The following is a 13,005-nucleotide window of genomic DNA, read 5'->3' as shown; positions in this document are numbered from 1 at the left end:
CTTAGACACCATCATTCTAACTGAGGGATTGGGATTATGGCTCCCTTTATTTTCAGTAAACTACCATTTTACACAATTATACGGACTCAACTATTAATACGTGCGAGGTGTACAGTAAAATGAATAAGAAGTTAATTGCTTTATGTGCAATGGCTTTATCGCTACTTATGTTTGGGGCAATTGCCTCAGCAGCCACTCCTACAGGGAAAACCCTTTTGGAAAGGGCAAAAAATGCCTATAGTCCAGCAAGAACTTATACGGTGTTGCACATTAATCAAGGTAAGACTGAAAAAGAATTCAAGTACAAAGCAGCGTATGTTCCCATCAAAGATTTGTTTGATACCCGAGTAAGCGGGATTAAATGGGACAACAAAACCAAAATTGCTGAGGTTACAAGTGCCGGAAAAACATTGGTGTTCAATTTTTCAAATCAAAAATTGGAAAGTTCGGACACCAAAATTGTTCTTCCTAAGGAATGGATTCGTATGTCCCAAGGAAGAACGGAAATCAACTCGTCGGTTGTGGCTTACCTCTTTGATAAATATAGTGCTTCGTATAAGGATAAGGAACGAGATGAATGGGAAGAGAAATTAAGCTTTTTGGGAATCAAGGAATCTGAAGCCGTTCCAGGGGTTAAAGATAGTTATTTGTATGTTTATGTAACGTTTGAGGAGAAGTCGTCTTGAGCTACATTTAGAACCGAATTCCTTTGATAAAAAGGGCCTCTTCTTTCACTTTGCAGTGAAGTTTGAGGTCCTTTTAAGATGTAAATTCGGATGTCCATGTTATGCGAACACTTTGGGACAACCTCTAGCGACGCTCAATAATAATTTGTAGGAGTGAGACATAATGAAAAAAATTTCACGAATTTCTATTTCAACTATTATTGCTGTTCTTATGTTTTCTTTGGCTTTGGGGAGTGTTTCAGCAGCTTCGGCAAAACAAACGACCGTTAAAGCTCCTGTTATCTTGAAGATCAATCAATATTATGTACTGTATACGACTCCTGATGTACCTTACATTGACAAGCAAAACCGCTTTATGATGCCATTGCGTGCGGTCAGTGAGTTGCTTGGCGCAAAGGTCGGATACGATGCCGCGTCCAAAAAAGCAACAGTATCTTGGAATGATAAAACAGTTGAAGTGACCATTAATTCGAAAAATGTTACGTACAACGGCACTGGCAGCCAAATTGATACAGTGCCTGTCATTAAACAAGGGCAGATTTTTATTCCAGCGCGGGTACTAATAGATGGCTTAGGAATTCAAAGCACTTACAAAGATTCTCTGCTTACGATGACCGATGAGAAATTTCAAGAAACAAGCAAAATTATTTCTGATCTGAAAAGCGGAATCGACTTTTACGGAACTCCTAAGGATGTTGACATGAATACCAACGATATTCGTCCGTTATCCGTGGAACTGACACTTCCGACATCCGATAAGGACGGTAAAATTAAAGCAAAGGCTCAAAATATTTCAGGTAAAGATATGCCCAAAGATACCGAAGATTTACGGCTTACCTTTGTTAGGAAAGATGGTTCCATGCTTTTAATGCCTAAAGAAAGAACCAGACCTGCTGTTAAAGCAGGGGCTACTTATGATTTCAATATGAATATTGCAGGTGGTCATACGTTGGGGTACATTCTGGCAGTTGGTAAAACGGTCGGATAAGAAAATAACGCGTAGAGGTTCTGCTAAAAAGCAGAACCTCTTTTTTATATCATTTAAATTCATTGCCTAGACAGGCTTTAGAATGACCCGCGTTCGACAGTAAAGGGCTAAAAGTAGGCATCCAGGAGGGTGCTGTGGATAAATAAATTCCTTAATTGGCGCGGGGTTTCGGACATTTCCACAGGCACTGCAGCGCTGAAAAATTTAAAAAGTTGTAGGTCGGACAAATTGACCGTCACCAGCAGGACAGCTTACACCGTCAACTGGCGGACATTATGCGTTGGCAGTAACAATTGGTAGAAGAAGAAGTTTATCTAATAATACTATCTAAAAATGAAGAAAATAGAAGAAATGGGTGTTCAAAATAGGATAAGGTATACATGGCAAGTCTGTCGGGAATGGATAGCAAGTTTGTTGTTGCTGCGGGGAAGGAACCGACTTTGATCTTGCCGCCGAGCAGGCGGTTCTCCCGGCCGGCAATTTGATAAATGCTGTTTTCGATCGCCTTCATCTGCCTGGCTAACACGAGAATCTCCCGCCCCGCTTCCGTCAGCAGCAACCCTTTATGCTTGTCACGGATGAACAGCTGGATGCGAAGCGACGCCTCCAAATTTTTGATCGCTTTGCTCACGGCTGGCTGCGAGATGAACAACGCTTTGGATGCCTCCGTAATGTTCGATGTCTCTGCAACTTGCACGAAGATTCGGAGAAGGTTCAAGTTCATTTGCGCACGCTCCATCATAACCAATTGGTTATTTCATATATTCAATTTGTGTATTTCAGTTATATTTGATTATTCCCTATGATGAGATTCGAGAGCTTGACTTGCGCAGATCTGTTGACCCACACGCGAGATAGACGCGATGGGAGCTGGACAGCGTCAGCATAGCGCTTCCAAAGCTTGTGCAGGGTTTGACGCTTACGCCGATGGAGGCTACCGGTTGCCCCGCCGCTCAGCGCGATCACATCCCCTTGGGCGGCCGGATGCCCGGAGGTTGTTTCCTAAGCCGAGCCGGAAACGTGGCCTGGTCGGAATAAAAGCGTTCCGACTGGGCAAAGTAACCAATGTTTCGAAGGGAGGATATGGCATGGATCCGGTGGAGTGGAGCCGCGGCTTAACGGAGATGACGCTCGGATTTCATATTTTGTTCGCGACGGTCGGCGTGGGCGTTCCGGTTTTTATTTCCCTTGCCGAATGGATGGGGATTCGGAGGAAGGACGCGCATTATTCGCTCATGGCCCGAAGATGGGCGCGCGGATTTGTCATTACGGTCGCCGTCGGCGTCGTAACCGGGACTTGCATCGGCCTTCAGCTCAGTCTGCTGTGGCCGGAATTCATGCGGTTGGCGGGGAACGTCATCGGCTTGCCGCTGTTTATGGAGACGTTTGCGTTTTTCTTTGAAGCGATTTTTCTCGGCATCTATCTCTATACGTGGAACCGGTTCTCCAATCCTTATGTTCATTGGATGCTGACCCTTCCGATCATGATCGGCTCGTCCGGCTCCGCTCTGTTTATTACGACCGTCAACGCCTTTATGAATACGCCGCAAGGATTTGCGATCGAGAACGGGAGGCTGTCGCACATCGACCCGCTCGCCGCCATGTTCAATCCGGCCGCTCCGTCCAAAGTGGCGCACGTCTTGACCTCCGCTTATTTGACGGCGGCCTTTCTGCTCGCCATGATCGCGGCTTTCGCCATGCTGCGGGGACGAAAAGACGATTATTACCGCAAATCGATTCGTCTCAATATGACGGCCGGCATCATCCTTGCGGCAGTTACGATTGCGTTCGGCGATATGTCCGCCGAATTTCTGGCCGACGTGCAGCCGGAGAAGCTGGCCGCTGCGGAATGGCACTTCGAGACCGGCGCGAGGGCTCCGCTCTACGTCGGCGGTCGGCTGAACCCGGAAACGCAGGAAATCAGCGGCGCGATCAAAATTCCTTGGGCGCTCAGCATCCTCGCCACTCGCAGGCTCGACGGCCAGGTGATCGGTTTGAACGATTTTCCCCGAGACGAATGGCCCCCGCTTTATGTACATTATTTATTTGACGCGATGGTGGCGATCGGCTTCTACTTGCTGGCCGTTCCCGTCCTGTTCCTGTTGTTGCTCCGTTTGAAACGTTGGAATGCTTACAATCGCTGGCTGCTGGGCGCCATTTTTGCGGGAGGGCCGTTCTCGCTGCTCGCGATCGAACTCGGGTGGTTTTATGCGGAAGTCGGCAGACAGCCGTGGATTCTCCGGGGTTATATGCGCGTAGCCGAAGCGGCGACCTCCAATTCGGACGTCGGCGTCGCCTTTTGGCTGTTCGCCGGTCTGTACGCCTTGCTCGGCATCGTCAGCCTCTTCGTGCTCATCCGGCTGTTCCGCAACAAACCGGCGGAGTTGGAATTGGAGACGCGCCGCATCATTCTATGAGAGGAGACCGGACATGTCGATCGAACATCTCGGCATTACCGTTCTTTGGAGCTTTCTGTACGGGTACCTGATCGTCGCTTCCATCGATTTCGGGGCGGGATTTTACGCCTACTACAGCCGGATCAGCGGGATGGAGACGATCATCGGCCCGGTCATCTCCAGGTATTTGTCTCCGGTCTGGGAGGTCACGAACGTTTTTCTCGTATTTTTCATCGTGGGCATCGTCGGCTTCTTCCCGGAGACAGCCCATTATTACGGAACGGCGCTGCTCATTCCCGGCAGCATCGCGCTCATCCTGCTGGCCATTCGGGGTTCTTTCTATGCGTTTGCCAATTATGGCGCCAAGCAAAATTCCATCTATCTGCTTGCTTACGGAGCGACCGGACTGCTCATCCCGCCCGCTTTGGCGACGGTGTTCACCATCTCGGAAGGTGGGTTTCTGGCCGTTCGGGACAACCGCGTGATCTTGTTATTGGAGGAGCTGTTCTACAGCGCCTACTCGTGGGCGGTTGTTCTGCTCGCGATGTCGAGCGTGCTGTTTATCAGCTCGACTTTTTTGACGTATTATGCGGCTCGCGCGGAAGACGCGAAGGCTCTCGAACGGATGCGCCAATTCGCTCTATGGGGCGGGATTCCGACGATCGTCTCCAGCTTGTTCGTCTTTATCGCTTTGCGGAACCACAACCCGGATCACTTTTATCGAGCGCTGGATATTTGGTGGTTTTTCGGACTTTCGCTGGGAAGCTTTGCCGCTGCGACTTATCTGATTTGGCGAAGAAGGGGTTACGGGTTCGCGTTTGTCCTGGTCATGCTGCAGTTCGCATTTGCTTTTTTCGGATACGGCATCTCCCATCTGCCCTATTTGCTGTACCCGTATTTGACGCTGTACGCCGGAGCGACGAATCCGGCCATGGGACGGGCCCTGGCGGCGGCGTTCGTGGCGGGTTTTGCGCTGCTGGTTCCGTCGATTGTATTGCTTCTGAGACTGTTCTTGTTCAATGCGCGATACGTGAAAGGGGAATTGTCGTGAATCTATTTGATCGTCAGGACCGGTGGCTGACGGCGCTTTGTTTCGGAATTTCGTTATTGCTTCTCCTCGCCATGATCGGCCATCTCGTCTGATCAGGCGTGCGATTCATCGCTCTTCCTTCGTGCATATCGACGAATTTCGATTCTTTATGTTATGTAATATGACAATTATTTTAAAAAGACTATTGAATGTTACATATCATGACATTTATACTTGGATAATCGTTGGAATTTATGATCTGGATTGAGGACAAGCATCAAGATCGTTCGCATCCGGGACCGTCCGAAATTTCCGTTCATTCGAAGCCGTTTGAGGGGGGAACTGGGTGATGGGAACTGTTCGCAACAAGCTGCTGGGTTCGTTTCTGGTCGTGTTGATTTTTACCGTAGCGATCGGATGGGTAGGCGTTCTTAAAATTCAGCAGCTGCAAAAGTATTCTTCGGAAGTGACGAACAAATGGATGTTCGGCATCGAGACGATCAACACGGTATCGCAATTCGTCGAGCAATATTTGAGCAATTATTATCAGATGCAGCTGACCGATAACGCGGAGGAGAAGAAGCGGCTCGTCGCTGCCCGCGCTACGCTGGTCCAAAACATCGAGCAAAGCATGAAATCTTACGAGAGCACGATCACCGATCAGGCGGTCCGGGACAATTACGACAGCCTGACGAATAATTGGGGCATGTTCAAGAAGAAGTTCGAAGCGATCGCCGAGACGGAGCTGGGCAGCGAAGCCGAGACGAAAGCGACGCAAGAGGCGATGCTTTACTTCAACAACATGCGGAGCTTGCTCAAAATGATGGTCATGTTCGATCATAACGGGGCCGTTCAGAGCACCGCCAACGCGGCGGATTTGTACCGAAGGACGCTGCAGTCGTTTGTCGTTCTCGGCGCGGCCGCCTTCGCCGCCATCGGGTTGCTGGCGTTCGTTCTCATCCGCAACATCACCAAGCCGCTGCAAATCGCGACGTCGGCGCTGAACCGGATCTCGTCCGGCGACCTGACGCAGGAACCGCTGCCCGTTCGCCGCAAGGACGAGTTCGGCGTCATGATGAAGGCGGTGGGCGGCATGCTGGGGCGGCTGCGGGAGTCGGTTCGGCAAATGCAGCAGTCCGCGGTATCCGTCGCGGCTTCCTCCAGGCAGTTGAGCGATCGGGCGGAGCGGGGCGCGGACACCGCGAAGCGGGTGGCGGATTCGTTCCTGCAAGTCGCGAGCGGATCGGAGCATCAGGCCAAGGATGCCGCCGAATGCGGGAAGGTGATCGACGAGATGGCCGCCGGCGTTCAACGCATCGCTCACAACACGTCGAGCGTGTCCGAGTTGTCCCGCGAAGCGGCGGAATTGGCGAGCGGCGGATCGAACATGATCCAGGCCGTCGTCCGGAAGATGGAAGGGCTGTCCCGTTCGATCGAGCAAACCGAAGAGACGATCCGCAAGCTTGCGCAGCAGACGGACCAGATCGGCGCCATCACGTCCATGATCGGGGATATCGCGACGCAGACGAACTTGCTGTCGCTCAACGCCGCGATCGAAGCCGCGCGCGCGGGGCAGCACGGCAAAGGCTTCGCCGTCGTCGCGGAGGAGGTGCGCAAGCTCGCCGCCCAGTCGGAGGAGTCGTCCGGGAAAATCATCGAGCGGATTGAGGCGATCCGCCAAGATGCCGCGAACGTCGCCCGGGCGATGAGCGACAATTTGGCGGAGGTGCAAGCGAGCGTGCTCGGCGTGAAGGAAGCGGAGCAGGCGTTCGCCGCCATCGTCGGATCGACGGCGGAAGTCTCGAACCGGCTGCAGGAGACCGCGGCGGCCGCGGAGCAGTTGTCGGCCAGCTCGGAGGAAGTGGCCGCGTCGATCGAGAGCATGGGGCATATGGCGGTTCAAACCGCCGGCATGGCCGGGCAAGTCGCTTCCGCGACCGAGGAGCAGCTCGCCTCCAGCGAGGAGATTCGGGTCGCGTCCGGCAAGCTGACGGATATCGCGGACGGGCTGCAGCAGTTGGTGAAGACGTTCCGGCTATAAGTGCCGAGCCAAGTAAGAAGCCGTTCGAGCGGGCGATTCCGCTTGAACGGCTTTGTCGTTGTTTAGGAGGGGCGCCTCCTGGTTCACTCCAGCGTGAGCACGGCGACGGAAGCGGGAGGGAGCGTGAAGCGAACCGTTCCGTCGTCCCCGCGACCGGCCTGGAACGAAGCGGGCTCGATCGCTTGTACATATCGAAGACGTGATAAGTCGGCGTCAACAGCATTTACGAACGCATCGTATTTTTACCGGATGTTTAAGAAGCATTACGGCCAGACGCCGACGGATTTCCGCAAGAACTGCGCTTCGCCGGAGCCGACCCGCACTTCGGTGTAGAGTCTGCTTGGAAAAGCGGGGGCCCCTGCCAGCGGGTGTGCCTGCCGGACGTATCGCCGATCCCGCGACAAAAGCCCCTCGACCGGACCGCAAAGTCCGGCGAAGGGCTTCTGTTGTTGGGACTGATCGGGAATAGCCGCAGCGATCAGGCGGAAATTTCCGCCCAAATTTCGTCGTCTACTTCCAGCCTGATCTGGGAAGGGTAGACGCGCTCGTTGTACTCGGTGAGCATATAGCGCATGATCGACTCTTTCAGGTTCGCTTCCACGAGGAAGCGGCTGCGGCCCTGCACCCACGCTTCCGCGCTAAAGCCTTGCTCCTCGTCCCAGAGCAGCTCGACTTCGATCGCCGTTACCGGAACGTCGTGGCGTTCGGCGAGGTGCAGGCAGACGGCGTTGACGATCTCATCCATGGTCAAGCGCATGACGGATTACCACCTGCGGGAATCGTTCGGTCTGCGGTTGTAGCGGTTACGCCGGAATGCCGTGAAGACGGCCCGGATGAGCGCGATGAGGACGATAATCGCCAGCACGTTGACGATCAGCCCGAGGAAGTCTCCGAAGAATCCCATTCCGCTGAAAAGGCTGCCGAAGAGCAGGCCGGCGATGCCGCCGATCATAAGCCCTTTCATCAGGCTGCCGCCGCTGAAGAATCCGCGGTTCTGCGTCGTCGCCGCGCTCGTGCCGGTGCTCGTCTTCGTGCCGCTCGTGCTGTTGGACACGTTGTCCTCGGCTTTCTTCGGCGTCTGCGTGTACGACTTCTTGCCGGAGCTGAATCCGCCTTTGCGGGCGGCGTCCGCCGAATCGACGGGCACGGCTACCGCGACGGTGAAGGTGAACAGGCTGAACAAGAGCAAAGCTTTCTTCCAGAACATGGTACGCGACTCCTCCTGATGGATCTTTTTATAGGTGTTGCTACAAGAGGTTATACGGGGAGCCCGGCCATCGGTTTCAAAAAGGAAGGGTGCCGCCGCCGCGTTTTTCAGTTATGCTGTAAATAGAATTGTAGGCATTGCTGCCATATGCGTTAGGGGATGAATCGTGTTGTCGATAGGGCCATATCCGGAAGAATTTATCGCTTATCTGGCCGAATTTTTCGGGTCGCGGGATTATTTCGAATGCCACGAGCTGATGGAGGCGCTATGGAAAAAAGAGAAGGGCACCGGCCGCGAAGGCTGCTGGCTCGTTCTCGTCCGCATCGCCGTGGCGCAATATCACGCCCGCAGAGGGAACGGAGAGGGGGCGTACAAATTGCTGGCCAAAGCGGCGGCTGAGGTCGATCCGCCCCGGATGAACGGGATCGGGCTGGCCGGCGAACGCCTTGCGACGATGCTGCGCGACAAGGTCGCGGGCTGGGGAAGTCCGGCGGGCGTCCGTTACGAAGATTTCGAGCTGCCGATCGCGGACCCGTCGCTGCTGCAAGCGGCCCGGGAACTTTGCGCGGAGCGGGGCTGGAAGTGGGGCACGCCGATCGGCGAAGTGAGCGCGGAGATCGTTCACCGCCATTTGCGGCGGGACCGCAGTGACGTCGTCGCGGCCCGGAAGGCCGCGGCCGAATCCAGGGCGGCCGACCGCGAGCGGTAGGCGCCGATAAAAAAACGGGAAGGAGCGGGGGTGATACCGCTTCTTCCCGTTTTGCGTTTGTTCCGCCGCCGTCCGTTAGGGGGCAAGCCGGTTTTTTCGTCTTGTTCGCGCGTTCCCGGGCGGGCTGCCGAATCGACACGGGATGTCCCGGCACTCGTCCGACAGTGGAGGCGATTCCGGTCCCTTACAAATCGACCGTTGTAGAAGTCGCTAAATACTCGTAGCCGTCCACAACCCAGTCCAGCTTGCCGTTCGTCGGATCGATGATCATGCCGTGCACCGGCGTGCCGGGCGGCAAGAGCGGATGCTGGCGGACGATGTCGACGCTCTTCTCCACGCTGGATTTGACGTCCTCGAAGCCGGTCAGCCAGCGGTCGAAGTCGACGCCGGAATGGTGCAGCGTATGGATGACATGCTTCGGAACGCCGCGCTCCACCATATGGCCGACGACTTTGCGCGGGTCGATGCCGGTCATGCCGCAATCGTGATGCCCGCAAATGATCACTTCGTTGGCGTTCAACTCGTAGAGGGCAACGAGAATGCTTCGCATAATGTTGCCGAACGGAGCGGTAATGATCGCGCCCGCGTTCTTAATAATTTTGGCGTCGCCGCTATGGATGTTGAACGCTTTCGGCAGCAGCTCGGTCAGCCGTGCGTCCATGCAGGTGACGATGACGACCCGCTTGTCCTGCGGCTTGGCCGGCCAATACTGCTCGTATTCCCGGTTCTCGACGAACGCCCGGTTGTGGGCGAGAATTTCATCGACTCTTCTCATAGATGAAAACTCCTTTCGATCAGACGCTGGCGGCCGCGTTCCTCTTATCCAGAAGGGCCAGACGGTTCGTGTAAATTTGAGAGTCGCTCTGCAGCGAGAAGCTGCGGGAGTTCTCGTCGTACGTAATGCGCATTCGTTCTTCAAAAAAAATTTCGTGGCGCTTCTCGTGCCACAAAGGAACGAAATTGCCCTCGGCGCGCTTGTCGTCCGGCTCCGGACCGTCCACCGCCCACAGGGCAGGAACGCCGTTGACCGCGCAGCCGCATCCTTCGGTGTCGTAAACCAGCTTCAGACCGACCGGCTCGTCGCCGAATCGATCGCGAAGCGCCCGAAGCGCCTGCTCGCTCCATAATACGTTCATCCGATTTTTCTCCCTCCGGAGTCCATCTTGGACCCGCTCATGATATTGATTATAGATTTCGCGGAAGGTATGATCAAGAGGACGCGAATACTAAAGGGTGGAAAGGACGGATCTCCATGGCGAGTCAAACATCCCGTCAGCCGGAAGCGCTCGAACGTTTCCGCGAGCTGTTGCGGACATTGAAGCAGTACGAAGAAATTCTCGGAGTCGTCTACTGGGACATGCGCACCGGCGCTCCGCGCAAAGGGATCGGGCTTCGGTCCGAAGCGGTCGGCACGCTGTCGTCCGAGATTTTCCGCATCTCCACTTCCGACGAGATGGGGGAGCTGCTGCAGAAGCTGGAAGAGCCGGATACATACGCCGGGCTTAACGCGATCGACCGGAAGCTCGTGGAGGAATCGCGCAAGGATTTCGACCGCAACCGGAAACTTCCTCCTCAAATGTACAAGGAATACGTCGTGCTGACCTCGCAAGCGGAATCGGCCTGGGAGGTGGCGAAGGAGAAGAACGATTTTCCCGGATTCGCGCCCTACTTGGAGAAAATTATCGATTATAACCGCAAGTTCGTCGAGCTCTGGGGAGTGAAATCGACCCCGTACGATACGCTGCTCGACATGTACGAGCCGGACATGACGACAGCCGGCCTGGACCGGCTGTTCGGCGAGCTGAGAGCGCGGCTCGTTCCGCTCGCGGAGGCGATCGCGAAGGAGGGCGACCGGCCGGACACCTCGTTCCTGCAAGGCACGTTCGACATCGGCGCCCAGAAGAAGTTCAGCTTGTACACGCTGAAGCAGATGGGCTACGACTTCGAGGCGGGACGGCTAGACGAGAGCGTCCACCCGTTCGCAACGGGCTTAAGTCCGGGCGACGTGCGCATTACGACGCGCTATCTCGCGCACGACGTCACCAGCGCGCTGTTCGGCACGATTCACGAAGGCGGCCACGCGCTGTACGAGCAGAACATCGCCGAGGAACTGGCCGGCACTACGCTGTGCACCGGAACGTCGATGGGCATTCACGAATCCCAATCCCGTCTGTGGGAGAACATGATCGGCCGCAGCCGCGGCTTCTGGCAGCGGTATTTCCCGGAGCTGCAGAAGCATTTTCCGGGACAGCTCGACGGCGTGTCGGCGGAGGCGTTCTACCGCGGCATCAACGTCGTGGAGCCGTCGCTCATCCGAATCGAAGCGGACGAACTGACCTACAACCTGCACATAATGATCCGGTACGAGATCGAGAAAATGCTCTTTAATGAAGCGTTATCCGTACGCGAGCTGCCGGAAGTGTGGAATGCGAAGTACAAGGAAGCGCTCGGCATCGTGCCGCCGACCGATGCGGAAGGGGTGCTGCAGGACGTTCACTGGTCCGGAGGCTCCTTCGGCTACTTCCCTTCCTATTCGCTCGGCAATATGTACGCCGCCCAAATCATGAATTCGGCGAAGACCGCGCTGCCCGAGCTGGAGGGGCAGATTGCGCAAGGCGATTTGCTGCCGCTCAAAGCGTGGCTGACCGAAGGCGTGTACCGCCACGGCAAGCTGCTGAAGCCGGCCGAAATCATCGAACGGATCAGCGGCGAGCCATTGAAATCGTCGTATTTGTGCGATTACCTGGAAGGCAAATACCGGGACATTTACAGGCTAGGCTAATAAAAGCGGACGCGGGAACGAGCCGCCGCCGATGTGCGAGAGGCGGAGGGCTCGTCCCGCTTTTTTCGGCTTCGGAAGCGTTGTTCCGGCCTTATCGCGAACCGGTCAGTTCTCTATCGATCGCCAAACGGGAGAAAAATCGTCGGTCATCTTCTGCGCAACAAGTCATAGAATGAAACGGAAGCGCTTGTGCACGGATACATTTTTGTCACTCTAGACGAATGTCCTGCATAGACTTAATTGACTTGATTGTATGGAGGAGGTCTACCGTATGGCTATTGCGGATAAACGGCTGCAACGCAGGGAAATCATCACGAAGGCGGTTTGCGGCAAAGGCCGGAAATTCTCGACGGTTACCCATACCGTTACGCCGCCGCACCACCCGACCAGCATTCTGGGCGCGTGGATCATCAATCACCAATATGAAGCGGCGAGATCGGGAAGCGGCGTCGAGGTCGTCGGGTCCTACGATATCAACATCTGGTATTCGTACGACAAAAACTCGCAAACCGACGTAGCCAAAGAAACGGTCTCCTATGTGGAGCTCGTGCCGCTCTCGTATGTAGACCCCCGGCATCGCGCGTCCACCGAGGAAGTGTCCGCGGAAGCGACGCAAGAACCGAACTGCGTGGAAGCCACGGTCAGCTCGAACGGATCATCGGTGCTGATCCGGGTCGAACGCGAATACGCCGTCGAGATGGTCGCGGAGACGAAGGTCGTCGTGGTAGTCGATCCGTCCGGGTTCGACGACGATGCCAAGGATGCCGACTTCGGGCTTGAAGACGGCGATTTCGAGGACCTCGATTCGGATCTGCTCGAAGATGATCTGTAAGCGGCCCGATTGCGGTCGGTACTTAGGGCTTGCTGAACGAACAAAAAATCCTTATTCCACAAGGGATTTGAGCTACTTTTGTCGAATTTATCTGCAAGGAAAACATAGAAAATTGGCAAAAAACCTTGCAGATGGAGTGAGCGAACGTGTTCGTGCCGAATCGGGATATGGCAGATCTGTTGGAAAATTTCTACTTTCCCTTTGGCGGGAAGCTTAATCCTGGGAATCGCTGGGTACAGCTTGCCGCACTCATCCCTTGGGATAAAGTGGAAGAGAAATACTTCCAATCCTTCTCATCGATCGGCATCGGTCAAAAAGCATATTCGGTTCGCAT

At 54.8% G+C, this 13,005-nt stretch carries 13 protein-coding genes and 2 pseudogenes; 10 read left to right on the top strand and 5 right to left on the bottom strand.

The annotated features are described in order from the left end of the window. Positions 1 to 119: 119 nt before the first annotated feature. Positions 120 to 686 carry a stalk domain-containing protein gene (locus tag G485_RS0116285; protein WP_027093408.1) on the top strand — a complete coding sequence of 189 codons (567 nt, stop codon included), beginning with the start codon at positions 120 to 122 and terminating at the stop codon, positions 684 to 686. Positions 687 to 849: 163 nt separating this feature from the next. After that, the gene (locus tag G485_RS26900) at positions 850 to 1,674 is read left to right on the top strand and encodes a copper amine oxidase N-terminal domain-containing protein (RefSeq protein WP_051318345.1); all 825 of its coding nucleotides are present in this window, start codon (positions 850 to 852) and stop codon (positions 1,672 to 1,674) included. 364 nt (positions 1,675 to 2,038) lie between these two features. Here the strand turns inward: G485_RS26900 and G485_RS26895 are convergent. Beyond that, positions 2,039 to 2,398, bottom strand: a pseudogene (locus G485_RS26895) (LysR family transcriptional regulator); the annotation flags it as partial. A gap of 364 nt (positions 2,399 to 2,762) precedes the next feature. Between G485_RS26895 and G485_RS0116270 the strand changes: the two are divergent. The 4 genes from G485_RS0116270 to G485_RS0116250 all read left to right on the top strand — a co-directional run bounded on the left by G485_RS0116270 (position 2,763) and on the right by G485_RS0116250 (position 7,474). Next, positions 2,763 to 4,091: a cytochrome ubiquinol oxidase subunit I gene (locus G485_RS0116270; protein ID WP_027093407.1), complete on the top strand. Its 1,329-nt coding sequence runs from the start codon at positions 2,763 to 2,765 to the stop codon at positions 4,089 to 4,091. A 13-nt stretch (positions 4,092 to 4,104) separates the two neighbouring features. Further along, entirely contained in the window at positions 4,105 to 5,121 is a 1,017-nt protein-coding gene (locus G485_RS0116265) for a cytochrome d ubiquinol oxidase subunit II (protein WP_027093406.1), read from the top strand. A gap of 328 nt (positions 5,122 to 5,449) precedes the next feature. Further along, entirely contained in the window at positions 5,450 to 7,141 is a 1,692-nt protein-coding gene (locus tag G485_RS0116255; protein WP_027093405.1) for a methyl-accepting chemotaxis protein, read from the top strand. A 123-nt stretch (positions 7,142 to 7,264) separates the two neighbouring features. Then, positions 7,265 to 7,474, top strand: a complete 210-nt coding sequence (locus tag G485_RS0116250) for a helix-turn-helix domain-containing protein (protein ID WP_156922407.1) — start codon at positions 7,265 to 7,267, stop codon at positions 7,472 to 7,474. Between the two features lie 145 nt (positions 7,475 to 7,619). On the opposite strand, the gene G485_RS0116245 is transcribed toward G485_RS0116250, so the two are convergent. Together G485_RS0116245 and G485_RS0116240 are read right to left on the bottom strand one after the other, a co-directional pair. Beyond that, positions 7,620 to 7,898: a DUF2653 family protein gene (locus G485_RS0116245; protein WP_027093403.1), complete on the bottom strand. Its 279-nt coding sequence runs from the start codon at positions 7,896 to 7,898 to the stop codon at positions 7,620 to 7,622. Positions 7,899 to 7,904: 6 nt separating this feature from the next. Continuing rightward, positions 7,905 to 8,348: a membrane protein gene (locus G485_RS0116240; RefSeq protein WP_035156667.1), complete on the bottom strand. Its 444-nt coding sequence runs from the start codon at positions 8,346 to 8,348 to the stop codon at positions 7,905 to 7,907. A gap of 169 nt (positions 8,349 to 8,517) precedes the next feature. Between G485_RS0116240 and G485_RS0116235 the strand changes: the two genes are divergently transcribed. Then, complete coding sequence (locus G485_RS0116235; protein WP_169732328.1) at positions 8,518 to 9,057, top strand: DUF309 domain-containing protein; 540 nt, start codon at positions 8,518 to 8,520, stop codon at positions 9,055 to 9,057. A 184-nt stretch (positions 9,058 to 9,241) separates the two neighbouring features. Here the strand turns inward: G485_RS0116235 and G485_RS0116230 are convergent, their stop codons facing one another. After that, positions 9,242 to 9,832, bottom strand: a complete 591-nt coding sequence (locus G485_RS0116230; protein ID WP_027093400.1) for a beta-class carbonic anhydrase — start codon at positions 9,830 to 9,832, stop codon at positions 9,242 to 9,244. 19 nt (positions 9,833 to 9,851) lie between these two features. Beyond that, entirely contained in the window at positions 9,852 to 10,193 is a 342-nt protein-coding gene (locus G485_RS0116225; protein ID WP_027093399.1) for an iron-sulfur cluster biosynthesis family protein, read from the bottom strand. A 116-nt stretch (positions 10,194 to 10,309) separates the two neighbouring features. On the opposite strand from G485_RS0116225, the gene G485_RS0116220 reads away from it, so the two are divergent. The 3 genes and pseudogenes from G485_RS0116220 to G485_RS29270 form a co-directional block, all read left to right on the top strand. Next, on the top strand, positions 10,310 to 11,839 hold the full coding sequence (locus tag G485_RS0116220) for a carboxypeptidase M32 (RefSeq protein WP_027093398.1): 1,530 nt from the start codon (positions 10,310 to 10,312) through the stop codon (positions 11,837 to 11,839). A gap of 271 nt (positions 11,840 to 12,110) precedes the next feature. Then, positions 12,111 to 12,671 (top strand): outer spore coat protein CotE, encoded by a 561-nt coding sequence (gene cotE, locus G485_RS0116215; RefSeq protein WP_027093397.1) that lies wholly within the window; start codon positions 12,111 to 12,113, stop codon positions 12,669 to 12,671. A 167-nt stretch (positions 12,672 to 12,838) separates the two neighbouring features. Next, a pseudogene (locus G485_RS29270) lies at positions 12,839 to 13,005 on the top strand (IS5/IS1182 family transposase); the annotation flags it as partial.

The organism is Cohnella thermotolerans DSM 17683 (assembly GCF_000429825.1).
Classification (GTDB): domain Bacteria; phylum Bacillota; class Bacilli; order Paenibacillales; family Paenibacillaceae; genus Cohnella; species Cohnella thermotolerans.
The sequence above is the reverse complement of the archived record's forward strand: the minus strand, read 5'-3'. Positions and strand labels throughout refer to the sequence as shown.